This window comes from Methylobacterium sp. Leaf456 (genome assembly GCF_001425465.1).
Classification (GTDB): domain Bacteria; phylum Pseudomonadota; class Alphaproteobacteria; order Rhizobiales; family Beijerinckiaceae; genus Methylobacterium.
In genome coordinates this window covers 65,371-89,554 of the sequence record NZ_LMQV01000001.1, presented here as the reverse complement: position 1 = coordinate 89,554, position 24,184 = coordinate 65,371, and the positions used below count along the sequence as shown (strand labels likewise).

Here is a 24,184-nt window from a genome sequence, read left to right as displayed (position 1 = left end):
GCCCTTCGCCTCAAGCGTTGCCATGGCGGGGAATCGGCCGGGATTGCCAACCGCGCCCGCGCGCGGCACCAATGAGCCGGCGCGGTTCCGAAAGCATCGGCCCGAAAGGCGGGAACCGGCTTTCGGAAACAGCCGATGCGGCACAACGAACCAGAGCCTCGTGCCGGATACAATATCCGGCGCGTGGCTCTGGCGAGGAAGAAGGGTCCGATGCTCGACGGTCTGCGGCGACTCTGGGAGGTCGAGAACCTCTCGCCCCACGGCATCTGCCTGCTGTGGCGCCCGGAGCTGATCTGGACCCACATCGTCACCGACACGCTGATCGCGCTGGCCTATTTCTCGATTCCGGTGGCGCTCGCCACCTTCGTCTCCCGCCGCCGCGACGTGGTGTTCGGCTGGGTGTTCTGGTCGTTCGCGGTGTTCATCACCGCCTGCGGCGCCACCCACCTGATGGCGATCTGGACGCTCTACGTGCCGGATTACGGGCTGGAGGCGATGGTCAAGATCGTCACCGCCGCGGCCTCCATCGGCACGGCGCTGGCCCTGTGGCACCTGATGCCGCGCGCGCTCAGCCTGCCCTCGCCGACGCAGCTGCGCCGGGCCAACGAGGCGTTGCGCGCCCGCATCGAAGAGCGCGATCAGGCGCTCGCCGCCCTGAAGCAGGCCAACGAGGAGCGCCAGCGCACCGAGGCGCTGATGCGCCAGTCGCAGAAGATGGAGGCGGTGGGCCAGCTCACCGGCGGCGTCGCGCACGACTTCAACAACCTGCTCAACGTGGTGCTGCTCAACCTCGACCGGGTGGAGCGTGGCCTGCCCGCCGACAGCCCGCTGCTCAAGCCCCTGCGCGACGCCATGCGCGGCTCGGAGCGGGCGGCGTCCGTCACCCACAAGCTGCTGGCGTTCGCCCGCAAGCACCCGCTCTCGCCGGTGAGCACCGACGTGAACGCGCTGATCGGCTCGTTCGCCGAACTGCTACGTGGGACCATCGGCGCCAAGATCCGGCTGGAGACCGACCTCGCGCCCGGCCTGCCCCCGCTCAGCATCGATCCGAACCAGCTCGAGAACGCGATCCTCAACCTCGCGGTCAACGCCCGCGACGCGATGCCGGACGGCGGCACGCTGACGATCCGCACCGGCCCGGCCCAGGAGGGCGCAAGCACGGGCGAGGGCGTCTGCGTCGAGGTGACGGATACCGGCACCGGCATGCCGCCGGAGGTGGAGGCCCGCGCCTTTGAGCCGTTCTTCACCACGAAGCCGCTGGGCCAGGGCACGGGGCTCGGCTTGAGCCAAGTGTTCGGCTTCGCCCAGCAATCGGGCGGCTCGGCCGCCATCGTGTCGGGACGCGAGCGGGGCACCACGGTGCGCCTGTGCTTCCCCGCCGCGCCGCCGCGGCCCGCGCCCGTCCCCGACACGGCGGAGGCGCCGGGCTTCGGCTTCGCGCCGGGGCTCGCGGCGGCGGGATAGACTCGTCCCGCTCGGGCGGAACGCACGAAGACGAGAGGCGGGGGGAGAGAAAAAAATGTCCGACAAGCGGACCGTGCTCGTCGTCGAGGACGAGGAGATGCTGCTCAGCGCCGTCTCGATGGAGTTCGAGGACGCCGGCTTCGACGTGCTCTGCGCCGGCACGGCGGAGGAGGCCTACGACCTCCTGCGGGAGCGCGCCAAAGTCGATCTCCTGTTCACCGACATCCGCCTGCCGGGCCAGCTCGACGGCTGGGACCTCGCCGAACGCGCCCGCGCGCTCCAGCCCGCCCTGCCGGTGATCTACGTGACCGGCTACAGCACCGAAGAGCCGCGGCAGGTGGCCGAGAGCGTGCTGGTGATAAAGCCCTACCGCATGGCGGCGATCATCGACGTGGCCCGCCGGCTCGGCGTGGCGTGATCGCGGACCAGCTCAATCCAGGCACAGGTCGAAGAAGAGTTGGCGGACCCGCTCCTTCTCGGCGAACCCGTCAGCGCGCGGGTTCATGAGTTCCGGCCCCTCGGGCACCCGGCCGAAGAAGCGGCTGCCCACATCGACCACGAAGCCGCGCTCGCCGATATACAGCCCGTCCCGGTTCTTCACGTTGACCGCGCCGCAGATCCAGGAATCCCGCGCCCGCCGCAGGGTCGTCACCTTCGGATCGAGCGCGGCGAAGCGCTCGGCGATCAGCCCAATGACGAGGGCCGTATTGTCCTTGCCGATGGCGGCGTCCGACCCATCCTCCACGGTCTGGGCCCGCGCCGGCAGGGCGAGGAGGAGACCGAGCGCGGCCGAGAGGGCGAGGAGCGTGCGGGGCATGCGGCTTTCGGTGGGATCGGGAGGGCAGAGGCGGCCATCCTACGAGCTCCAAGCGGGGCCCCCGAGGGCCGCAGGGCGACCTTCGATAAAACTAAGGGCCCGCGACCGATGCCCTCGCGGCGCCGAGACCGCGGATCGACACGCCCGACAGGACTCTCGCCCATGATGCCCACCGGACTCCGCGCGCGTGCCGCCACGGCGGCACTGGCCCTGCTGGTCGGCGCCCTGCCGGCGTCGGCCTCCGACGTGCCGAGGCTCGACGCGTTCATCGGCGGGCTCGAACGGGGGTGCCGGGCCGGCGCCGCGCTCGACGCCTTTCGGAGCGACCTGAACGCGCGCTACTCCTTCGAGGAGGGCCATCCGCGCTTGACCGCGACGGTCCGCATCCCGCCCGCGATCGCCGCAGCGGTCGGGCGCGCCTCGGCCGAGCGGCACCCCACCCACACTCGCATCCACGTCCCGCTGGTCGGCACCTATCGCGGGCTGCGCACCCGCTCGATCGCCTTCGACATCGGCCACAGCAACGGCGTCGGCGTCACCACGCTCGCCTTCGCGGCACCGATCCGGACGGTCGAGGCAGAGATCGGCCCCGATGTCGCGCGGACGATGCAGGCCTTCGCGGCCGACGCGCTGGAGGCGACCCTCGGCCTCTCCGCCCGGATCGTCCCGGCGGGGGAGGGGGCGGCGCTCGTCTGCGACACGTCCTCGTGATCCGGCACGTGATCGGGCCGCCGGGCCATACGGCCCGCTCCGGATGGGCTCAGGAGACGGCGCTTCAGTCCAGCACCTGCGTCACCGGCACGGCGCTGTCCTCCTCGCCCGACGCCTCCTCGTAGCCGACCGCCCGCAGCATCCCCCTGGCGGGATCGGCTTCGACGGCGAGGCGCGTCATCGCGTTGAGGATCGGCGGCCTCACCCATTCGAACGGCGCGCCGGCCCGGCCCGCCCAGCTTTCGATCATCGCGGCGCGCTCGGCGCTATCCTGCGCCTCCTCCGAGGCGCGGCCGCCGCGCCACGCGCCCGGAAACGTCCCGTAGCGCCAGACGTTGGCGGCGCTCGCCACGCCCTCGCGCGTCGTGAAGGCTTCGGTGTCGCGCTCGACGACGCAGGTCTCGCCCGCCGCCACGCCGACGAGCGTGAAGATCGCAGGCGCAGCGATGGGCGTGCGTTCGAGCAGGCTCCGGGCCTCGGCATAGTCGCGCGCCGTCTCAAACACGCGCCGCAGGAGGTGCAGGGCGGGCAGCCGCCCGTCGGAGCGCCACGCGACGGCGGCGGCCAGCACGGCATCCAGGGCGGGGCTGTCGCCGGGCGCGCGCCGCCGGACGGGCGGCTGGTTATCGCGGCGGCGAAGCGTCCGGGCGCGAGGCCGGTCAGGAGCCCCACGGCGCCGGGCCACGACAGGTTGGCGAAGTCGCCGGCCGGCCCCCGCTGCCGCCACAGCTCGACGCCGCGCCCGAGGCCGTGGAACGGCCAGTCCAGCGTCCGCAGGAGCCGCGCCGAGCCGCCCTCCGGCGCGGGGGCGGCGAGCGCGGTGCAGCCCCACTCGTAGCTGGCATTGAGCAGGTGCACGCCGCCGACGCCGGTGCCGGCGGCGATGCGCGCGAGTTCGTCGGCATAGGGCGTCCCCGAGGCGACGAGCCAGCGCCGCGCCAGGGCGTCCGCCCCCGAGAGCGCGAGGCGGGCCGCGGGCGTCAGCGGCCCGATGCAGGCCTGCGCGAGGCCCTGCACCCGGTCCCGCCGCGCGAGGGCGTGCCGGGCCGGATCGGCTTCACGCAGGTCGAAGACCGGGATCGGATCGAGGCGTGGGGCGGGCGCCGCCGGCTCGCCGTGCGACAGCCATGCCTGATGCGCCGCCGAACCGGCGGTTGCCGCCGCCAGGGCTGCGGTGCCGAACACGAGCGTCCTGCGCGTCGTCGCCATCGTCTCCCCCGAAGCCGCCGATCCTGAGCCCGCGAACGCAGCGCGAATGCGCCGATTCGACCGTTGCGAGCATACGCGCTCCGGTGAAACCTTGGCAGGCCTACGGATCAGGCCAGCGGCCGCCGCGCGGCGTGGCGCACGCCGAGAACGACGATCTCATCGCCCGTGACGCGTTAGGTGATGGCGTAAGGGTAGGGCGATACCAGCATACGGTGAATGCCGGGCCGAGCCGTGCGGTGCCCGGCATAGGGATGTTGCAGCAGGACGTTCAGCACATCGGAAATGCGCTCCTGCACATGATGCGCGCCCTGCGGATTATGCTGCGCGATGTAGCCCAGCACGCGATCGAGCTGACGCGCGGCCGGCGTGGTGAGACGCAGCCTCACAGCCCATACTTGGCCCAGATGGCGCGCACTTCCTCGTCCGTGGCGAAGTCACCGCGCTGCGCGGCGGCTTCGGATTCGTCCAGTTCGGCCTCCTCTTCGGGCGTGAACTGGTAAACGGGATGCGGCTCGCCGAAGAAGGCGAGCAGCATCCGCGCCGCCTCGTCCTGCAGCTCCGGGGGGAGGCCCCGCGCGGTCGCGACCGCCTTTTCGAGCAATTCGGTCATGGCATCAGGATACACGGATTGCTCCGCGGGCGAAGCGGCCTACCCCTCCCGCGCCTTCTCCCGCAGCACGAACTTCTGCACCTTCCCCGTGGACGTCTTCGGCAGCTCGCCGAACACCACGTGGCGCGGCAGCTTGTAGGGGGCGAGCCGCTCGCGGCACCACGCGATGAGGTCTTCGGGGGAGACCTCCTGCCCCTCCTTCAGCTCGACGAAGGCGCAGGGGGTCTCGCCCCACTTGTCGTCGGGCTTGGCCACCACGGCGGCGGCGGCCACCGCCGGGTGCTTGAACAGGGCGTCCTCGACCTCGATGGAGGAGATGTTCTCGCCGCCGGAGATGATGATGTCCTTCGAGCGATCCTTGAGCTGGATGTAGCCGTCGGGGTGCTTCACCCCGAGGTCGCCGGAGCGGAACCAGCCGCCCTTGAAGGCTTCTTTCGTCGATGTCGGGTTCTTCAGGTAGCCGCGCATCACCACGTTGCCGCGGAACATCACCTCGCCGATGGTCTGCCCGTCGGCGGGCAGGGAGGCCATGCTCTCGGGGTCGCGCACGTCGAGCCCCTCCAGCACCGGATAGCGCACGCCCTGGCGCGCCTTCTTCTTCGCGCGCTCATCGGAGGGTAGGTCGCTCCATTCCTCGTGCCATGCGTTGACCACCGCCGGGCCGTAGGTCTCGGTCAGCCCGTAGAGATGGGTCACGTCGAAGCCCGCTTCCCCCATGGCGGCGAGCACCGCCTCGGGCGGGGGCGCGGCCGCCGTGAGGAAGTGGACGCGGCTGGACAGGGGCCGTTTCTGGTCCTCGGGGGCGTTCAGCAGCGTCGACATCACGATCGGCGCACCCGACAGATGCGTCACGCCGTGCTCGGCGAGCGCGGCGTACATCGCGGGCGCCCGCACCTGTCGCAGGCAGACATGGGTGCCGGCCACCACCGAGAGCGACCACGGGAAGCACCAACCGTTGCAGTGGAACATCGGCAGGGTCCAGAGATAGACCGCGTGCTGGCCCATCCCCGCCGTGATGACGTTGCCGAGCGCCAGCAGGGCCGCGCCGCGATGGTGGTAGACCACGCCCTTCGGGTCGCCCGTGGTGCCCGAGGTGTAGTTGAGCGAGATCGCGTCCCACTCGTCGGCGGGCATCGCCCAATCGTGCTCGGGATCGCCCGAGGCCAGGAATTTTTCGTAAGTTGTCTCACCGAGAGCGGAGCCCTCGCCGTTGAATTCCGGGTCGTCGTAGTCGATGACGAACGGCGTCACGCCCGCCTTTTCCAGCGCGCCGCGGGCGAGCTTCGAGAACTCGCGATCGACGATGAAAATCTTGGCCTCGCCGTGGTCGAGGCAGAAGCCGATGGCCTCTGAATCGAGGCGGGTGTTGAGGGTGTTGAGCACCGCCCCCGTCATCGGCACGCCGTAGTGGCACTCGATCATCGCCGGCGTGTTGGCGAGCAGCACCGCCACCGTGTCGCCCCGCCCGATGCCGCGGGCCTTGAGCGCCGAGGCGAGACGCCGGGTGCGCGCGTAGAGTTCGGCGTAAGAGCGCCGCAGCGACCCGTGGACGACGGCGACCTGCTCCGGAAAGGTCCGGGCGGCGCGGTCGAGATAGGTCAGCGGCGTCAGCGGCTGGTGGTTGGCCGGGTTCTTGTCGAGGTCCCGGTCGTAGATCGTCTCGCGCGCCATCGGCGTTCGCTCCCATTTTTCAGGAGATTAGACGACCTTGGCGGGCGATCAACGACGGAAAAGGCCCCACGGGGGTCGGACCCGGGAGCCTTTTCGCGGTTCGTCATGGATTGGGGGTGGAGCGCGGTGGGCCGCTTGTCGCGGCCGACCGGATCAGCGCTCGCGACCGCTCAGGAGCTTTTCCAGGGCGGCGAGCCCGCTGCGCTCGGCTGCCTCTTCCGTGGTCTGGACCCGGTCGGCGCGCTGGAACAGCTTGCCGTTTCGGCGGATCGCCCAGGTGAAGTGTCCCGCCGGACGCTCGCAGGCTTCGATTTCGAGGGTGTAGGGATTTGCGCTGTTGTTTGCCATGAGCCGAATATAGGGGCGCCCTTCGGCTCCGGCTACCCGCCCGGTGCATGTTTGCCTTGCCCTGGCTCGGACGCTCATGTGCGCGAGCGCACGAGAGGCCGGCGCGCGCAAGGAATTTGACAATCCCGGCGGGATCACCGACACGGCGCCCGGCCGGGCCGGGGCCATCCGTCGGCCTCGACGAAGGTCAGCCCCTTAAAGCCGCCGATGCCCGTCCTCTCCCGCCCGCTCCCGACGGCGCGCGCCCCCTTCGGTCCGCTGGCGCGTCTGCTGCGGGCGGCGGACGGCCTGCTCGCAACAGGCGCCGCGAGCCACGGACGCGCCTGCGCGCTGCTGCTTCTCCTCGGCCTCGTCGCCTTCCTGCCCGGCCTCGCGTCGCTCCAGCCGATGGACCGGGACGAGCCGCGCTTCGCCCAAGCCTCCAAGCAGATGCTGGAGACCGGCGACCTCGTCGATATCCGCTTCCAGACGGAAGCCCGCCACAAGAAGCCGGTCGGCATCTACTGGGCCCAGGCCGCGACCGTCGCCACAGCCGAAGCGCTCGGCGTGCCCGGCGCCCGCACCACCATCGGCCTCTATCGGCTTCCCTCGCTGATCGGCGCGCTCGCGGCGATCCTGCTGACCTACTGGGCCGCGCTGGCGATCCTGCCCCGGCGCGGGGCCTTGCTCGCCGCCGCCCTGTTCGGCGCCTGCCTGATGCTCTCGGCGGAAGCCCGGCTCGCCAAGACCGACGCGCTGCTCACGGCCTGCGCGGTCGCGAGCTTCGGGGCGCTCGCCCGCGCGTGGCTGGGACGGGCCCGGCTGGAGCGGCGGCGCGGGCCGGCCTCACTCTCGACGGCCGTGATCTTCTGGCTCGGGCTCGCGCTCGGCATCCTGATCAAGGGGCCGATGGTGCCGCTGTTCGCCGGGCTCGCCGCCCTGGTGCTGTCGATCCGCGAGGGCTCGGCCCGCTGGCTGCTCGATCTGCGCCCGCGGCTCGGCCTCGCCCTCGTCCTCCTCGTCGTGGCGCCGTGGTTCGTCGCGATCGCCTGGAAGAGCGGCGGCGCCTTCTTCGGCGAGGCCGTGGGTAAGGACATGCTCGGCAAGGTCGGGGGTGCCGCGGAAAAGCATTGGGGGCCGCCCGGCGCCTACGCGCTCGCCTTCTTCGCCACCTTCTGGCCGGGCGCGGCCTTCGCGGCGCTCGCCATCCCCTTCGCCTGGGCACGGCGCGGCGAGGAGACGGTGGCGCTGCTGCTCGCCTGGATCGTGCCGATGTGGCTGATCTTCGAGGCGCTGCCGACCAAGCTCCCGCACTACGTCCTGCCGCTGATGCCGGCCGTCGCCATCCTGACCGTGCTGGCGCTCCATCGCGGCGCCCTCGATCCGCGCCGGCCCGGCGCCGCCTGGGTCGCCGGACTCGTCGTGCTGATCCCGGTGGGGCTCACATTAGGTCTCAGCGCCGCCGCGTGGCGCCTCGACGGGGTGCTGCCGCTCGCCGCCCTGCCATTCCTGCTCGCGGCCTGCGCCCTGGCCGCCCTGGCGCTCGCCGCCTTCCGCCGCGGCGCGGGGGAGGGGGCGTTGGTGCTCGCCATCCTCGCCTCGCTCATCGTCTCGCCCGCGGTGTTCGGCCTGACCCAGCCGGTGCTCCAGAGCCTCAAGCTCGCCCCACGGCTCGCCGCGCTTCGGAACACTCTGCCCTGCGAGGGCGTCCGCACCGGCACCTTGGGGCTGCGCGAGCCGAGCCTCGTCTTCACGCTGGGCACCGACCTCGCCATGCTGAGCACGGCCGAGGAGGCGCGCGATTACCTCGCGGCCGGCGGCTGCCGCCTCGTCCTGGTCGAGGACCGCTTCGCCGACGCGTTCGCCAAAGCCGATGCAATCGCGAAGTCGGGCGGGCAGAAACAGCAGGTCGGGCGCGTCACCGGCTTCAACATCAACGGCGGCAAGCCGGTGGGAATCTCCGCCTGGGCCGTCCTGCCGGGCACGACACCATGAGCGACACCCAGACCCTCCACCTCTCGGTCGTCGTGCCGGTGAAGAACGAGGCCGGCAACATCGCGTCGCTGGTGGACGAGATCGGCCGCGCCTGCGAGCCCATGAGCCCGTTCGAGGTCATCTACGTCGATGACGGCTCGACCGACGGGACTGAGGCCGCCCTGGTGCTGGCGCAGCAGACCCACCCGTGGCTGCGCATCGTCCGGCACGCCCACAGCGGCGGCCAGAGCGCGGCGGTGCGCAGCGGCGTGCTGCGCGCCCGCGCCCCCGTCATCGCGACGCTGGACGGCGACGGCCAGAACGATCCGGCCTTCATCCCGGCGCTGTACGGCGCCCTGCACGAGGGCGGCGAAGGCGTCGGCCTCGCGCAAGGCCAGCGCGTCGGGCGAAAGGGGCGCTGGAAGCGGTTCCAGTCCAAGGTCGCCAACGGCGTGCGCGGCAAGATCCTGAAGGACGCCACCCGCGACACCGGCTGCGGCCTCAAGGTGTTCCGCCGCGCGGTCTATCTCAGCCTGCCGTATTTCGATGCGCTGCACCGCTTCATGCCCGCGCTCGTCACCCGCGAGGGGTTCGCGGTCGTCCACCGCGACGTGATCGACCGGCCGCGCTTCACCGGCCGCTCGAAATACGGGATGTTCGACCGGCTCTGGGTCGGCCTCCTCGACATGGCCGGCGTGTGGTGGCTGATCCGGCGGCGGCACCCGGCGCCGACCGCCTCGGAAGAGCACGGAGGCTGACCCGCCCATGCTGATCCAGCTCGCCGAGGATCTCCCGGCCTATTTCTACGACGTGTTCGTCACCCGCTTCGATTTCTGGCTGGTGTTCGGCGTGGGCGCGCAGCTCGTGTTCGGCTCGCGCTTCATCCTGCAATGGTGGGCGAGCGAGCGGGCGGGACGTAGCGTGATGCCGCTCTCGTTCTGGTTCCTGTCGATCGTCGGCGGGATCATGACGCTGGTCTACGGATTCGTCCGGCGCGAGCCCGTCATCATCATCGGCCAGGGCCTCTCGACGGTGATCTACGTGCGCAACCTCGTCCTGATCTTTCGCGAGCGACGTCGAGCGCGCGGCGCCAAGGTTGGCGTGAAGGCCTGAGGGCCGTGGTCCCGCTCCCGCCCGAGGCGGGCAACCCCGACACCATCGCCCACATCATTCAGGTGGCGCTCGCCCCCGCCTTCCTGCTCTCGGCGCTCGCCACCCTCCTCAACGTGTTCTCGACCCGCCTCGGCCGCGTCGCCGACAAGGTCGACACGCTGCGCGCCGACCTGATCGGCGCCGGCCCCGACGAGGCCGCCGACCTCGCCCGCCGCCTCGCCCATCTCCGCCGCCGCTCGCTCCTCCTCGACCTCGCCGTGGTCCTGGCGAGCCTCGGCGGCGTGCTGACCGGCATCGCCGTGCTGACGCTGTTCGTGGGGGCGCTGCGCGAAGGCTCGGCGGCGTCGGTGTTGTTCGTGTGTTTCGGGCTGGCGTTGGGGTGTACGATCGGGGCGATTCTGGCGTTTTTGGGGGAGATTCTGCTGGCGGGGCGGGGGGTGAGGATCGCGGCGGGGTCAGTCAATCATCCGACGGTATGAGCTATCGATTCCGACATCGAATAAGCCTTACAGTTATCCACCATAAATTTGATCGAGCTGTCTGAATTACTACCGATCTGATTGATTATTAATAAATTTGTCGATCCGTGGGTTAAACACGCATTTATATCCACTACACAGCTCAAGTACTGATCATCTGATCCGGGCTCAAACAGCATGCACAGTGATTGTTGCATTGACGCAACATAGACAATTTATATTTGAACCCTGCTTGCCCAAAAACCAGAGCCTTGTTCTTCTACGATATGGATTGGGAGATGCCTTATGTCCGATAAAATTACTCGAAATGACAACTCGGGATGCTGGACTGACGAAGACGGCACAGTTCACTGCATTGAGGAGCGCATCGAAGTAAGCGCTGATGGAACGGCTAAATTTGAACTATCTTCATCTCCAGAAACCATACAAAAAATTAGAGAATTATTGTTCTCCGTGGCCCTCAAAAAGGATTGACTTCATGAAAATTTTTGCTTTATTTATTACCGTTAGCCAATCTGTTTTCTTGGCAGGATGCGGGATTTCTGTGCCGCACTTAACCGAATTCTATGACTGGGACGACTCACTCAAGTCTCGATACATGCAACTTGAAATCAAACGAGCAATTTACTGTGAACTACGCAAAGCTGGCCATGAGGCCCGGGAGCGAAACTTAAGAAGAAAGCATCGGGGGATGGACGTTACAACAGTAGAAGATATTGCACTCCCTCCAACTTGGGGGGCACAAATTGAACTATCTTTCACTGTAAACGAAAAATCGACACTCTCGCCAAACGTATCACTTATAAATCCATTGCCGAACGATCAAAGTTTTACTTTCGGATTTGGAGGACAGCTATCATCAGAGGCCAATAGAATCGACAAATTTGACTATTATTATTCCATGAAACAATTAATAGACGATGATAATGGCCGAAACACTTGCTATGACCCTCGATCTTTAGGACATGACAGCGCCAGCTCACCGTTTTTAGTCAAAAGCAATCTTGGAATAAGAGATTGGCTAATCGATGCCGTCATCATCAATAGCCAATTACGGTCGTCACGATCTGAAGATACTGGAATAGGCCATCCATTAGGATAGAGGTCCGATTCTTTTTCTTACAATATTAAGTTTGTAATCGTTTCGAGCGGCAATATTGCTCCTACCTGGAACCTAGTACGGGTCTCAACACCTTCAAGCCCGCTTTTAGATGAAGCGCGAACCCGCACGCATGAGCTTCTTATTACAGTAGGCCCTGGCGCCAAAGCAGATTTCAGAAGGGTAGTGAATGGATTTCTTCCATTTCCCTATTACCTTCCGGGCGGTCCAAGCCCCTCCGCAGCCATTGCGCATAACAATGCTGCTATTGGAGGCGCAGTAGCTAGAGCCCGATTTCGATAGCGCAAACATATTATTATTATCGCAATCTAAAGCTAAAAAAATACTTGCGCGTTTAAACGCAAATTTTGTTGTCCTACGGGCAAAGGCAGGAGCGGCGCCTTATGCCGTCAGTGAACTTGACAAAATTCCTATCATATGCCAACTCTCCCATCACCCACCACCCGCACGGGGGAGCGCCTCGGGGACCGACCGGGGGGTTCAAGTCGGGGGGTGGGGGCGGTGCCTGCGGTGGGGATTCGGTCTCCTCGCTCCGGGCGGCGGGTTCGGCGACACGCCGGACTCGGAGCGGAGCGCGTTCAGGCGCAACAGCGCGGTTCGGGAGGAAATGCCCGGCGCGCGACCCCTCTCTGGGTTCGGACGCGTGAAGGGCGGCGGCGCTCACTACGGGGCGCCCGTTCGCGGCAGGGGCGATTGTGGTGACCCGGGGCTCATTTCAGAGACCCGAATGCCTATCCGCCCGCTGGCCACGGCCGACGACACCGCAACGAAAAATCGGCTCGGGACGCAATCCACGCGCACCGGACCGCGGGATGCCGGGAAACCGGATCTTTTGAGACACAAGCGCTTGGTCTGCCGGGGTTTCCCGGCATCCCGCGTCACCCCTTCCAAGGGCCATGGGCGGCCCCACCCGACGCCGAAGCGGCGCCGGGGGTTTCGTGTGGGCGGGGCTCCGATGATCGCCGAGGCGGCCCGCGCATCCCCTCGCCCCGCTTGCGGGGAGAGGGCTTCGGCGACCCCGTCGTCGCCGAAGCGAGGCGGCAGCCGGGGGTGAGGGGGCTTCGACGGAAGAGGCTCATCCGGAAGCGCCCCCTCACCTTCGCTACCGCTTGTCGCGACGACGACAGGGTCGTCGCGACCCTCTCCCCGCGTGCGGGGCGAGGGGATGCGCGGGCCGCCGGATCGCCATCTCAAAAAAGAATCCCAAAAAACTACCGCGCGTCGATCATCTCCTTGATGCGGCCCGCCAGCGTGTCCATCACGAACGGCTTGGTGATGACCGCCATGCCGGGCTCCAAGTGGCCGTTGCCGACCACCGCGTTCTCGGCGTAGCCGGTGATGAACAGCACCCGCAGGCCCGGCCGCAGCAGGCGCCCGGCATCGGCCACCTGCCGGCCGTTCATGCCGCCGGGCAGGCCGACATCGGTGACGAGCAGGTCGATCCGCACGTCGGATTGCAGAACCTTCAGGCCGGCGGGCCCGTCGGCGGCCTCGATCGCGGTGTAGCCGAGATCTTCCAGCACCTCGGTGACGAGCATGCGCACGGTCGGCTCGTCATCGACGATCAGCACCGTCTCGCCCTGCTCGGCACGGGGCGCGGCGGTCAGCTCCGGCAGGCTCTCGTCCTGCGCCGCGCCGTAGTGGCGGGGCAGGTAGAGGCACATGGTCGTGCCCTGGCCGACCTCCGAATAGATCCGAACCTGCCCGCCCGACTGGCGCACGAAGCCGTAGATCATCGAGAGGCCGAGGCCCGTGCCTTGGCCGAGCGGCTTGGTGGTGAAGAACGGATCGAACGCCTTGGCGATCACGTCCGGGCTCATGCCGGTGCCGGTGTCGGTGACGCAGAGCGAGAGGTACTGGCCGGGATCGAGGTCGCGCTCGCGGGCGCCGTGGGCGTCGAGCCACTTGTTGGCGGTCTCGATGGTGATGCGCCCGCCCTCCGGCATGGCGTCGCGGGCGTTGATGCAGAGGTTCAAGAGCGCGTTCTCGAGCTGGCCCGGATCGACCAGCGCCGACCACAGCCCGCCGGCGGTGACCACCTCCAGGGTGATCGCCGGGCCGATGGTGCGGCGGATCAGCTCCTCCATGCCGGAGACCAGACGGTTCACGTCGGTGGGCTTGGGGTCGAGCGTCTGGCGGCGGGAGAAGGCGAGCAGCCGGTGGGTCAGCGCGGCGGCGCGCTTGGCGGCGCCTTGCGCGGCGTTGACGTAGCGGTCGATCTCGCCCAGCCGCCCCTGCGCGAGGCGCGTCTGCAGCAGTTCGAGCGAGCCGGTGATGCCGGTGAGCAGGTTGTTGAAGTCGTGCGCCAGCCCGCCGGTGAGCTGGCCGACGGCCTCCATCTTCTGTGATTGGCGGAGCGCCTCTTCGGCCCGCATCAGCTCGGCGGTGCGCTCGGCGACCTGCTGTTCGAGGCTGGCGTTGAAGGCTTCCAGCTGCGCCTTGGCGCGCAGTTCCGCCTCGATGTTGCGCGCCTCGATCACCGTGCCGACGGGGCGGCCGGTCTCGTCGCGGATCGGGCTCGCCGTGAAGGCCACGGGGTAGAACGAGCCGTCGCGGTGGACGAAGATCTCCTGGCCCTGCTCCTGGTTGTTCTCGGGAAAAGCCTGGTCGATCGGGCATTCGTGCAGCGGGTAGGGGCGCCCGTCCGGCCGGGTGTGGTGGACGACGTCGTGGAGCGGCCGCCCTTGCGTCTCCTCCAGGGCATAGCCGGTCAGCCGCTCGGCGGCGCGGTTCATGTAGGCGCAGTGCTGCTGCTCATCCATCATGAAGACGGCCTGCGTCGCGTTGTCGAGCACGGCGTCGAGCCGGCGCGTGGTCTCGATGAGGCGGGCCTCGGTGCTCTTGCGGTCGGTGACGTCGACCGCCGTGCCGAGCACGCGCACGCAGCGCTCGCCCTCGAACACGCCGCGCCCCTTGGCGGCGACCCAGCGGATCAGCCCGTCCTCCCGGCCGACGGTGCGGTACTCGACATCGTAGAGGGCGCGCCGGGCGGGATCGACCGCGGCGGCGAAGGCGGCGCTGGCCCGCGCGCGGTCCTCCGGGTGGAGGCCTTGGTAGTAGTCGGCCATCGAGACCGGCACGTCGGGCGAGAGGCCGAACATCGCCTTGATCCGCGCCGGCCAGAACAGGGTGTCGGCGATCGGGTCGACGTCCCACAGGCCGACCTCGGCGTTCTCGGCGGCGAGCCGGACCCGCTCCTCGCTTTCGGCCAGCGCCATCTCGGCGGCGCGGCGCTCCTGGATGTCGACCACCGAGCCGACATAGCCGAGATAGGTCCCGTCGGCGGCGAAACGCGGGCTCGCGGAATCGATCGCCCAGCGGTAGCCGCCGTCCGCGTGGCGCAGGCGGTATTCGAGCCGGAACCCCTCGCGCCGGGCGTTGGCCGCCATGAAGGTCTCGCCGGACCAGCCGCGGTCGTCGGGATGGACCGCGTCGAGCCAGCCGAGGCCGAGCGCCTGCGCCTCCTCCTGGCCCGTGAACTCGTACCAGCGCCGGTTGAGATAGAGGCAGGCGCCCGCGGCGTCGGTGATCCACATCATCACCGGCGCGTCGTCGGCCATGGTGCGGAAGCGGGTCTCGCTCTCGGCCAGCGCCGCGTTGCCCTGGACCCGCTCGGTGACGTCGGAGCCCTCGACGAATACGCCGGTGATGGCCCCGGCCGCGTCCCGCATCGGCTGGTAGACGAAGTCGAGGTAGCGCTGCTCGGGTTGGCCGCCGGGCTCGCGCAGGATCGTCAGCGGCGCCGTGTGGGCCGTGTAGCCCTTCCCACTGCGAAAAACCTCGTCGAGGAGTTCGAAAAAACCCTGGCCCTCGACCTCGGGCAGGGCCTCGCGCACGGGCTTGCCCACCACGTCGCGGTGGGCGACGAGCTGGCGGTAGCCGGGATTGGCGAACTCGAAGACGTGGTCGGGCCCGGACAGCACCGCGACGAAGCTCGGGGACTGCTCGAACAGGCGGTGCAGCCGCTCGCGCTCGGCCGCCATCTGCCGGCCGGACTTCACGGCGGAGGTGGTCTCGGCGCAGGCGCAGAACATGCCGGCGACCGTGCCGTCCTCGGTCCGGACGGGGGTGTAGCCGAAGGAGAAGTGGGTCTCCTCCGGGAAGCCATTGCGGTGCATGACGAAGGCGATGTCGTCCATATGCGTCGCCTCGCCCGCATAGGCCGCGGACAGGATCGGCTCCACCAAGTCCCAGATGTCGTGCCACAATTCCTCGAAGGGTCGCCCCATCGCGTCCGGGTGGCGGGTGCCGCACATGGCGGCGTAGCCGTCGTTGTAGAGGGTGGTGTGGGCGGGGCCCCAGACGATCAGCATCGGCTGGTGCGAGGCCAGCATCACGCCGACCAGCGTCTTGAGCGGGGCGGGCCAGCCCTCGGGGGGGCCGAGCGGGGTCGCGGCCCAGTCGAGCCCGCGCATCAGCGCCCCGCACGCGCCGCCGCCCGCGAGGAAGCCAGGGGCCGCGGCCAACGAGCCGGCGGGAGACGAGGGGGCGGCGGGGGAGGAAGCCAAAGGAGACGGTATGCCTGGCGCGGGGACGCGGAGGGAGGAGCGGCGGGTGTTCGGGTTCGTCAACGCATGAGAAGCGTTGCCGTGCCTTGCCTCGGATCGATGTTTCGCTCCGGCCTTGCCTTGGCAGATCGAGCCCGGCGGGGGAAGGGAAAGGAAGGCCCAGCTTGCGCCTCGGCGCCGGAGCGCCCAGCCTCCGCCCTCCTCACGCCCGGAGCCCCGCTTGCACCCGCTGCCCCCGTTCTACGACGACCTCGCCGCCTTCCGTGCGGAGGCGTGGCGGCGGCTGGCCGAGGGCGCGGAGACGGGCCGCAGCCCGTTCCACCTGCCCGCGCTTGCCACCGTCGATGCCCGGGGGCAGCCGCGGCTGCGCACCGTGGTGCTGCGCGCCGCCGACGGGGAGACCGGCACCCTGCGCTTCCACTGCGACGCCCGCTCGGACAAGGCGCGCGAGATCGAAGCCGGCACGCCGGCCGCGCTCCACGTCTACGACGCGGGCGCCAAGCTGCAGGTGCGGATCGAGGGCCATGCCCGCCTCCACCGCGACGACGCGCTGGCGGAGGCCGCCTGGACCGGCTCGCGGGCGATGAGCCGGGTCTGCTACGGGATCGATCCGCCCCCCGGCACGCCGCTGGCGGATGGCGGCGCCTACGCCATGCCGGACGAGGACCCGGACAGCCGCATCGGCCGCGAGAATTTCGGCGCCGTGGTGGTGCGGGCGATGCGCCTCGACCTGCTCTACCTCGACCGCCGCGGCCACCGCCGGGCGGTTTTTTTGCGCGAGGGGGAGGGGTGGCAAGGGGCTTGGGTGGCGCCTTAAGGCTTGTATTTGTGGACCAAGAGTTGTCTCATAGGCTCCCTTTGTTCCACCTAATCGGCTGCCGCGGCCGAGAGGAAAGCGGCCATGGCTGAAACGAAGATCGAGTGGACGGACGCGACTTGGAATCCTGTGGTGGGCTGCTCCGTTGTCAGCGCAGGATGCACGAACTGCTACGCCATGAGAATGGCGGCTCGCTTAGAAGCAATGGGCGTCCAGCGATATGCCGGTCTCACTCGCAAGAGCGGGGGACGTGCCGTATGGACCGGGCGCGTTCAATGCGATGACAATGCCTTGGCCATTCCAAGCCGCTGGAAGGGACGTCGCTTAGTTTTCGTTAATTCGATGAGCGACCTTTTTCATCCCGACGTGCCTGCAGATTTTATCCATAACGTTTGGCAAGCGATGGAAGCGGCATCGCAGCACACTTTTCAGATTCTCACGAAAAGACCGGAGCGGATGCGCCTGGTCCTGTCGGACAGTACATTTCCGATCCTTCAAAATGTGTGGCTGGGAACAAGCGTTGAGTCGAGCGATGTTCTACACCGCCTCAATGATCTCCGAAGCGTGCCCGCCGCAGTCCGCTTCGTGTCGTTCGAGCCACTTCTAGGCTCGGTTCGTGATGCAGATTTGACAGATATCGCTTGGGCTATTGTCGGCGGCGAGAGCGGTCCTCGATCACGCGCGATCAACGAGACATGGGTCGAAGAGATCGAGCAGCTCTGCCGCTCAAGCGATGCCGCCTTCTTCTTCAAACAATGGGGTGGTCCAAATAAGCGAAAAACCGGCCGTCATTTTCGCGGACGGACCTGGGATGAGCTGCCGGAATCAAGAATGTGAGTAGCGACCTTGCGCGCCAGCCCGATCGCCTTCGGATTTGGGCTGGAGACGGCGAAGAATAGCGAGAACAGCGGCGTCCCATCCTTTCTTTTGAGGCGCAGCGGATTTGAAACATGAGGGAAGATGCTATCGAGACGCTTCTTGACGTATGTCTCGATAGCTTGCACGTCGGCCGTGCGGCGCATGTCCATCGATCCGCCCACGTCGTCGAGCGAAGCGAACAAGTCGTTTGAACGGTTGTCCTGCCCGTAGAATGCGCTTTCCCATTCCGGTGTCCCGAGGATGCGAGTGATGGCAGCCCTCTTGTCCGGAGTCAGATTTCGACCGGATCTGGCAGCTTGCCTGTATACGCCACTGAGCGGGAACAAGTACCAGACATCAATTGCCTGCGTTGCGGCGATCTCACGCAAAGTCTCGAATTCGACGCTCATTCCGTAGGGATCGAGAAACATTACGGCTCGAACGCCAGCCCGATTCCGGCTTGTCTTGAGCCAGGGGGTAGATCGACACAATTCGATGATGGCGGCGTTTGCCTCGCCCCTCTGTGTCCGCGCCCGGATATCCGGATATTCGGCACAAAGATCCGTCAAAGCAGCAAATCGCCCCTCGTGTCGCTCGACGAGAATAATCTGCTGAAATGGGGGAGATGTTTCGAGCGCGATACGCGCCGAACCGGGCACGTAGACCTGCTCAAGTCGTGCCTCCGCCCCGAAGAGAAACGGCTGATTTTCCACCAATCGATCGATGAGACGGCCGCCGCTGCCAGCGAATGCATCGATGTAATAAAGATCGAAATTTTTATTTCGCAGGGCGCTCGTGAAGAACCCCAGATATTTTTGCAAAACATCAAGCTTGAGATCGGTCCAATCCCCACCGAACCTGTGTCCACCGGCCATGCTCGTACCGACCCGTCACATCGAGTTTCTCTGGGCTCATTCTATCGCCTTTCGGTTGCATTCAAAGGTAGAATCCTAGCGGACATATCTCATTTTACCCACGCATCCGCGCGAACCCGGCCTCCAGATCCGCCTTGAGGTCCGCCATATCCTCCAGGCCGATATGGAAGCGGAGCGCCGGGCCGCCCGGCTGCCAGCGGGTCGCCGTGCGGTAGAGGGTCGGGTCGAACGGGATCACGAGGCTCTCGAAGCCGCCCCAGGAAAAGCCCATCCCGAACAGCTCCAGCCCGTCGAGGAAGGCGGCGAGCGCCTCTTCCGAGGCGGGCTGGAGGATGACGCCGAACAGGCCCGAGGCGCCGGTAAAATCGCGCTTCCAGAGGGCGTGGCCGGGATCGTCCGGCAGGCCGGGATGCAGCACTCGCAGCACCTCGGGCCGGGCTTGGAACCACGCCGCCATATCGAGCCCGCGCGCGCCATGCTCGCGCAGCCGCAGCCCCATGGTGCGCAGGCCCCGGAGCCCCAAAAAAATGTCTTCGGGGCCGGGGCAGTTGGCGAAATGCTCGTAGGTGCGCTTGAGCGCCGGGTAGTGCTTGGCATTGGCCGAGACGAGGCCGAGCAGCAGGTCCGAGCCGCCGCTCAGGTACTTGGTCCCGGCCTCCACCGCGAGGTCGACCCCGCGCGCGTGCGGCGGGAACAGCAGCGGCGTCGCCCAGGTGTTGTCCATCACCACCGTGCCGCCGCGGGCATGCATGGCCTCGGCGATGGCCGGCACGTCCTGCATCTCGAAGGTCTGCGAGCCCGGCGCCTCGACCAGCACGGCCCGCGTGTTGTCGCGCATCAGCGCGGCGATGCCCGCTCCCACCAGCGGGTCGTAGTACTCCACTTCCACGCCGTACCGTTTGAGCACCCCATCGCAAAAAATGCGGGTCGGGCGGTAGGCGGAATCGGTCACCAGCAGGTGGTCGCCCGCGCTGACGCAGGTCATTAGCGCCAGCGTCAGGGCCGAGAGGCCGGACGGCGCCAGCACCGTGCCGGCCGCGCCGGCCACATCGCTCCAGGCCTCGCACAGGGCATCCATCGTCGGCGTGCCCGACGTGCCGTAATTGTAGCGGCCGCGCCTGTGCTTGATGTCGTCGTAGGTCGGATAGAGGACCGTCGAGCCGCGATAGATCGGCGTGTTGACGAAGCCGTGCTGCTCGGACGGATCGCGCCCGGCCAGCACGAGGCGGGTGTCGGCCCCGAAGCGGGCACGGTCGCGGGGAGGGAGTTTTGACATGGGCCTCGGGGAGGGGCGAGAGGGCGGGGTTGCCGCCCTTTCAGCCTCCCGAGGCGGGGAGCGTCAAGCCGGGCGCCTCAGCCCTTCTGCTCCGGATCGTCGGCGGCGGCCTCCTCGTAGGCCTGGAGCCACGCTTCCCGGTCCTGCGAGCCCTCGGGGTAGGGGCAGGATTCCACGCTCTTGCCGTAGAGCCGGGCGTTGCGGCCCTGGATGAAGGGGCTGTCGCTCGCGCTCGCTTGCTCGTTCATGGGGTGTGCTCCGAAATGTCCTGAAAGGGGCCGGCGCGCCGCTGGCCCGAGACTTCGGTTCGTTAACGGGGGCGGGCCTATGGTGTTTCCGTTCCCTGTGTTGCGTATTCGGGAAGTGTCTCCAGTGAGTCTGTCGCGCGTCATCGCCTTCGGGACGATCACCGGCCTCGGCAGCCTGAGCGTCGTCTTCGTCGCCGCCGACCGGCTCGCCCATCCGGCCATCGCCGCCACCGCGCCGCCGGTCATGGCGCGGGCCGTCCCCGCCCTGCCCGAGCCCACCACCACCGGCACCGTGACCCAGGGGCCGGCGGTCGAGCCGCCCAAGGCGCGGGCGATGACCGGCTTCGATACGGAGCGTCTGAACGCGCTGATGCGCGGCGAAACCCCGTCCAGCGCCAAGAAACGCTGACCAGCGGTCTCCGGCGGTCTAAAAGCGGCGTTCCTTTACGCCGCGGATACCGCTCTTGGGCCTCCTCTACGCGCTCGCCGCCTACCTGAGCTGGGGCCTCGTCGTCCCGGTGCATTTCCGGCTGCTCGCCGGCATCCCCGCCGAGACGATCCTGGCCCAGCGCATCGCGTGGTCGGCGCTGTTCGTCACCGGGCTGATCGCGCTGATGCGCCACCGCCTCGCCAATCCGTTTCCGTTGCGGCCCCGCCACGCCCTGCTCGCCGTCTCGGCCGGGCTGATCGCGTTCAACTGGCTGCTCTACCTGCGCGCGGTCGAAACTGGGCACCTGCTCGACGCGAGCCTCGGCTACTACATCAACCCGCTGGTCTCGGTGGCGCTGGGCGCCCTCGTGCTCGGCGAGCGGCTGCGTCCGCTCCAAGCGGTGGCGGTCGGGATCGCGGTGCTCGGGGTCGTCATCGCGGTGGTGATGGCCGGGCGCCTGCCGCTGCTGTCGCTGGGGCTCGCGGTCAGCTTCGCGCTCTACGGCCTCACCCGGAAGATCGTCGGGGTCGATGGCACGGTCGGCTTCTGCGCCGAGACTTTTTTGTTGTTGCCCGCGGCAATGGGCTACCTGTTGCTCGCGGCCCCGCCGGTGCCGAGCGATGCGCGCACGTGGTCGCTGCTGGCGCTCACCGGCGTGACCACCGCTCTGCCGCTGATCTGGTTTGCCGCCGCCGCCACCCGCCTGACGCTCGCGACGCTCGGGCTGATGCAGTACCTCGCGCCCACCTGCCTGATGCTCTTGAGCACGCTGGCCTACGGCGAGCCCCTGAGCGAGGATCGGATCGTGCTGTTCGCGCTGATCTGGATCGCGCTGGTGCTCTACGCCACCGACGCGCTCCGCCAGAGCCGCCAAAGGCGAATGCGATGACCCGGCTCAACCGCATCACCGACATTTCGGGAATCCGCGTCGGTCACGCCGAGGACGCCCAAGTCGCGAGCGGCGTCACGGCCCTCGTCTTCGACCGGCCCTTCGTCACCGCGGTCGATGTCCGCGGCGGGGGGCCCGGCACACGGGAGACCGACCTACTCGATCCGGCCGCCACCGTACCGGCCATCGACGGGCTGGTGCTGTCGGGCGGCTCGGCCTTCGGGCTCGATGCGGCGGCCGGTGCCGTGGCGTGGCTCGCCGAGCAGGGCCGCGGCTTTCCGGTCGGCGACGTGCGGGTGCCGATCGTGCCGGGCGCGATCCTGTTCGATCTCCTCAACGGCGGCGACAAACGATGGGGCCGCTTCCCGCCCTACCGCGACCTCGGCTACGCGGCGGCCGAGTCCGCCTGCGACGGCGCCTTCGCGCTGGGCTCGGTCGGGGCAGGGTTCGGGGCGCGCACCGCCAACCTCAAGGGCGGGCTCGGCTCGGCCTCCGCGGAGGTCGCCTGCCTCGACGGCGTGCAGGTCGGCGCGCTGGTCGCCGTCAACGCCTTCGGCCGGGTGACGATGGGGCAGGGGCCCCATTTCTGGGCCGCGCCGTTCGAGCGGGACGGCGAGTTCGGCGGCCTCGGCCTCCCCGCGACGCTGCCGCCGGACCTCCTGTCGTGGCCGCGGGAAGCCCCACCGGGGGCGAGCACCACGCTCGCGGTCGTCGCGACCGATGCGGCGCTCACCAAGGCCCAGGCCAAGCGCCTCGCCATCGCGGCCCATGACGGCCTCGCGCGGGCGATCCACCCGGTCCACACCCCGCTCGACGGCGACGTGGTGTTCGCGGTCTCGACCGGATGCAGGCCGGTTGCCGACATGGCCCGCCTCGCGTCGGCCGCCGCCGACACCCTGGCCCGCGCCGTGGCGATCGGCGTCTACGAAGCGAAGCGCCTACCCTGCCTCGACCTCCCAGCCTGGCACGAGCTGTAATTCGGGATCCCAAAGGACGAGTCCTTTGGCGGGGCACCGGGGCAGAGCCCCGGTTTCCCACCAAGACCAGGGCTCCGCCCTGGACCCGCGAAAGGACTTGTCCTTTCGAAACCTCGATTAGAGGTTGGTGTAGTTGGGCCCGCCGGGGCCCTCGGGCGTGACCCAGTTGATGTTCTGGTTCGGGTCCTTGATATCGCACGTCTTGCAGTGGACGCAGTTCTGCGCGTTGATCTGGAAGCGCACGCCGTCGCTCGCCGCCTTATCCTCGACCCACTCGTAGACGCCGGCCGGGCAGTAGCGGCCGGAAGGACCGCCGTAGACGTCGTGCTCGGACGTCTTCTGCAGCTCCATGTTCGTCACCTTGAGGTGGGGCGGCTGGTCCTCCTCGTGGTTCGTGTTCGACAGGTAAACCGAGGAGAGACGGTCGAAGGTCAGCTTGCCGTCGGGCTTCGGGTAGACGATCGGCGTCACCTCCGAGAGCGGCTTGAGGCAGGCATGGTCCGGCTTGCCGTGGCCGAGCGTGCCGAACAGCGACGCGTCGGCGATGGTGTTGGTCCACATGTCGAGACCGCCGAGGCCGATGCCGACCAGCGTGCCGTACTTCGACCAGAGCGGCTTGACGTTGCGCACCGGCTTCAGGTCGCGCCCGATCGGGCTGTCGCGCCAGCCCTCCTCGTAGGCGGTCAGCTCATCGCCCTGGCGACCCTGCGCCAGCGCGTCGAAGATGGCGTCGGCCGCCTGGATGCCGGAGAGAATCGCGTTGTGCGAGCCCTTGATGCGCGGCACGTTCACGAAGCCGGCCGAGTCGCCCACCAGACAGCCGCCGGGGAAGACGAGCTTGGGCACCGACTGCCAGCCGCCCTCCATGATGGCCCGCGCCCCGTAGCCGATGCGCTTGGCCCCCTCGAAGGTCTCGGCGATCATCGGGTGGGTCTTGAAGCGCTGGAACTCCTCGAACGGCGACAGGGTCGGGTTCTCGTAGTTCAGGTGCGTGACGAAGCCGACCGAGAGCAGGTGGTCGTCGAAATGGTACAGCCACGAGCCGCCGCCGGCCTTGTTCGGCAGCGGCCAGCCCATCGTATGCTGCACCAGCCCCGGCTGGAATTTGTCAGGCGCGAGCTGCCACAGCTCCTTCACGCCGAGCCCATACTTCTGGTGGTCGCTGTTCCGGTTGAGCCCGAACTTGTCGATCAGCGTCTTGGTCAGCGAACCCCGCGCCCCTTCGCCGAACACCGTGTACTTGGCGCGCAGCTCCATGCCGCGGGTGAAGTCGTCGCGGGCCTCGCCCGAGCGGGCGATGCCGAGGTCACCGGTGGCCACGCCCTGGACCGTGCCGCGGTCGTCGTAGAGCACTTCCGAGGCTGGGAAGCCCGGATAGATCTCGACGCCGAGCCCCTCGGCCTGGGCGCCGAGCCACTTCACGGTGTTGGAGAGCGAGCCGACGAAGTTGCCGTGGTTCGACAGGAGCTTGGGAAAGAACACGTTCGGCAGGGTCAGGCCGCTGTTCTTGGTGAGGAACAGGAACTCGTCGCGCTCCACCGCGGTCTTGAGCGGGCGGTCCGGATCGTCGCGCCACTCGGGCAGCAGCGTGTCGAGGCCGAGCGGATCGACCACCGCGCCCGACAGGATGTGCGCGCCGACCTCGCCGCCCTTCTCGACGACGACGACGGAGACCTCCTCGCCCTTCTGCGCGGACAGCTGCTTGAGGCGGATCGCGGCGGCGAGCCCGGCGGGCCCGGCGCCCACGATCACCACGTCGAAATCCATGCCTTCGCGTTCGGGCAGCGCCATCCTGGTTCCTCCTGCGGTGT

24 protein-coding genes are annotated in these 24,184 nt (G+C 68.2%); 13 read left to right on the top strand and 11 right to left on the bottom strand.

The window, feature by feature from the left end; all coding sequences use genetic code 11:
* Positions 1-210 precede the first annotated feature (210 nt).
* A complete protein-coding gene (locus tag ASG52_RS00475; RefSeq protein ID WP_056237469.1) occupies positions 211-1,464 on the top strand; it encodes a sensor histidine kinase in 1,254 nt (417 codons plus the stop codon).
* Between the two features lie 55 nt (positions 1,465-1,519).
* Positions 1,520-1,882 (top strand): response regulator, encoded by a 363-nt coding sequence (locus ASG52_RS00470; RefSeq protein WP_056237466.1) that lies wholly within the window; start codon positions 1,520-1,522, stop codon positions 1,880-1,882.
* Positions 1,883-1,894: 12 nt separating this feature from the next.
* On the opposite strand, the gene ASG52_RS00465 is transcribed toward ASG52_RS00470, so the two are convergent.
* Entirely contained in the window at positions 1,895-2,281 is a 387-nt protein-coding gene (locus ASG52_RS00465; RefSeq protein WP_056237459.1) for a hypothetical protein, read from the bottom strand.
* A gap of 162 nt (positions 2,282-2,443) precedes the next feature.
* Here ASG52_RS00465 and ASG52_RS00460 point away from each other — a divergent pair, with 162 nt between their 5' ends.
* Positions 2,444-2,992 (top strand): hypothetical protein, encoded by a 549-nt coding sequence (locus ASG52_RS00460; protein WP_056237454.1) that lies wholly within the window; start codon positions 2,444-2,446, stop codon positions 2,990-2,992.
* 64 nt (positions 2,993-3,056) lie between these two features.
* Here the strand turns inward: ASG52_RS00460 and ASG52_RS00455 are convergent, their stop codons facing one another.
* From ASG52_RS00455 to ASG52_RS00435, 5 genes are all read right to left on the bottom strand, one after another.
* Positions 3,057-3,563, bottom strand: coding sequence for an Ntn hydrolase family protein (locus ASG52_RS00455; RefSeq protein ID WP_056237450.1), 507 nt, complete (start codon positions 3,561-3,563; stop codon positions 3,057-3,059).
* Positions 3,564-4,374: 811 nt separating this feature from the next.
* Entirely contained in the window at positions 4,375-4,587 is a 213-nt protein-coding gene (locus tag ASG52_RS00450; RefSeq protein WP_286158898.1) for a type II toxin-antitoxin system RelE/ParE family toxin, read from the bottom strand.
* Positions 4,584-4,811 carry a hypothetical protein gene (locus ASG52_RS00445; protein ID WP_056237447.1) on the bottom strand — a complete coding sequence of 76 codons (228 nt, stop codon included), beginning with the start codon at positions 4,809-4,811 and terminating at the stop codon, positions 4,584-4,586. The genes ASG52_RS00450 and ASG52_RS00445 overlap by 4 nt, the downstream gene beginning before the upstream one ends.
* A 39-nt stretch (positions 4,812-4,850) precedes the next feature.
* Positions 4,851-6,482 (bottom strand): acyl-CoA synthetase, encoded by a 1,632-nt coding sequence (locus ASG52_RS00440; protein ID WP_056237442.1) that lies wholly within the window; start codon positions 6,480-6,482, stop codon positions 4,851-4,853.
* Between the two features lie 153 nt (positions 6,483-6,635).
* Positions 6,636-6,830: a hypothetical protein gene (locus ASG52_RS00435; protein WP_003599068.1), complete on the bottom strand. Its 195-nt coding sequence runs from the start codon at positions 6,828-6,830 to the stop codon at positions 6,636-6,638.
* A gap of 207 nt (positions 6,831-7,037) precedes the next feature.
* Between ASG52_RS00435 and ASG52_RS00430 the strand changes: the two genes are divergently transcribed.
* The 5 genes from ASG52_RS00430 to ASG52_RS26795 all read left to right on the top strand — a co-directional run bounded on the left by ASG52_RS00430 (position 7,038) and on the right by ASG52_RS26795 (position 11,477).
* Positions 7,038-8,804, top strand: a complete 1,767-nt coding sequence (locus ASG52_RS00430; protein WP_056237437.1) for an ArnT family glycosyltransferase — start codon at positions 7,038-7,040, stop codon at positions 8,802-8,804.
* Complete coding sequence (locus ASG52_RS00425; protein ID WP_056237433.1) at positions 8,801-9,541, top strand: glycosyltransferase family 2 protein; 741 nt, start codon at positions 8,801-8,803, stop codon at positions 9,539-9,541. Before ASG52_RS00430 ends, ASG52_RS00425 begins: the two co-directional genes overlap by 4 nt.
* Positions 9,542-9,548: 7 nt before the next feature.
* Entirely contained in the window at positions 9,549-9,896 is a 348-nt protein-coding gene (locus tag ASG52_RS00420; protein ID WP_056237432.1) for a lipid-A-disaccharide synthase N-terminal domain-containing protein, read from the top strand.
* A 5-nt stretch (positions 9,897-9,901) separates the two neighbouring features.
* A complete protein-coding gene (locus ASG52_RS00415) occupies positions 9,902-10,375 on the top strand; it encodes a DUF2721 domain-containing protein (RefSeq protein WP_056237428.1) in 474 nt (157 codons plus the stop codon).
* A gap of 478 nt (positions 10,376-10,853) precedes the next feature.
* Positions 10,854-11,477: a hypothetical protein gene (locus ASG52_RS26795; protein WP_156383740.1), complete on the top strand. Its 624-nt coding sequence runs from the start codon at positions 10,854-10,856 to the stop codon at positions 11,475-11,477.
* Between the two features lie 1,229 nt (positions 11,478-12,706).
* On the opposite strand, the gene ASG52_RS00410 is transcribed toward ASG52_RS26795, so the two are convergent.
* Complete coding sequence (locus ASG52_RS00410; RefSeq protein ID WP_200945553.1) at positions 12,707-15,910, bottom strand: PAS domain S-box protein; 3,204 nt, start codon at positions 15,908-15,910, stop codon at positions 12,707-12,709.
* Positions 15,911-16,223: 313 nt separating this feature from the next.
* Between ASG52_RS00410 and ASG52_RS00405 the strand changes: the two genes are divergently transcribed.
* Together ASG52_RS00405 and ASG52_RS25795 are read left to right on the top strand one after the other, a co-directional pair.
* Entirely contained in the window at positions 16,224-16,820 is a 597-nt protein-coding gene (locus tag ASG52_RS00405; RefSeq protein ID WP_056237424.1) for a pyridoxamine 5'-phosphate oxidase family protein, read from the top strand.
* Between the two features lie 84 nt (positions 16,821-16,904).
* Positions 16,905-17,657, top strand: coding sequence for a DUF5131 family protein (locus tag ASG52_RS25795; protein ID WP_082552279.1), 753 nt, complete (start codon positions 16,905-16,907; stop codon positions 17,655-17,657).
* Here the strand turns inward: ASG52_RS25795 and tcmP are convergent.
* The 3 genes from tcmP to ASG52_RS27745 form a co-directional block, all read right to left on the bottom strand.
* A complete protein-coding gene (tcmP, locus tag ASG52_RS25790; RefSeq protein ID WP_082552278.1) occupies positions 17,609-18,553 on the bottom strand; it encodes a three-Cys-motif partner protein TcmP in 945 nt (314 codons plus the stop codon). The genes ASG52_RS25795 and tcmP overlap by 49 nt on opposite strands.
* A 94-nt stretch (positions 18,554-18,647) precedes the next feature.
* Complete coding sequence (gene metC / locus ASG52_RS00395) at positions 18,648-19,829, bottom strand: cystathionine beta-lyase (protein WP_056237418.1); 1,182 nt, start codon at positions 19,827-19,829, stop codon at positions 18,648-18,650.
* A gap of 77 nt (positions 19,830-19,906) precedes the next feature.
* Complete coding sequence (locus ASG52_RS27745) at positions 19,907-20,077, bottom strand: ribosome modulation factor (RefSeq protein ID WP_200945545.1); 171 nt, start codon at positions 20,075-20,077, stop codon at positions 19,907-19,909.
* 124 nt (positions 20,078-20,201) lie between these two features.
* On the opposite strand from ASG52_RS27745, the gene ASG52_RS00390 reads away from it, so the two are divergent.
* The 3 genes from ASG52_RS00390 to ASG52_RS00380 are packed head-to-tail and all read left to right on the top strand — an operon-like array spanning position 20,202 to position 22,373.
* Positions 20,202-20,486 (top strand): hypothetical protein, encoded by a 285-nt coding sequence (locus ASG52_RS00390; protein ID WP_056237415.1) that lies wholly within the window; start codon positions 20,202-20,204, stop codon positions 20,484-20,486.
* A gap of 55 nt (positions 20,487-20,541) precedes the next feature.
* Entirely contained in the window at positions 20,542-21,396 is an 855-nt protein-coding gene (gene rarD / locus ASG52_RS00385; protein ID WP_056237413.1) for an EamA family transporter RarD, read from the top strand.
* Positions 21,393-22,373, top strand: a complete 981-nt coding sequence (locus ASG52_RS00380) for a P1 family peptidase (RefSeq protein WP_056237406.1) — start codon at positions 21,393-21,395, stop codon at positions 22,371-22,373. Before rarD ends, ASG52_RS00380 begins: the two co-directional genes overlap by 4 nt.
* Before the next feature lie 117 nt (positions 22,374-22,490).
* On the opposite strand, the gene ASG52_RS00375 is transcribed toward ASG52_RS00380, so the two are convergent.
* The gene (locus ASG52_RS00375) at positions 22,491-24,164 is read right to left on the bottom strand and encodes an electron transfer flavoprotein-ubiquinone oxidoreductase (protein ID WP_056237403.1); all 1,674 of its coding nucleotides are present in this window, start codon (positions 24,162-24,164) and stop codon (positions 22,491-22,493) included.
* Positions 24,165-24,184 lie beyond the last annotated feature (20 nt).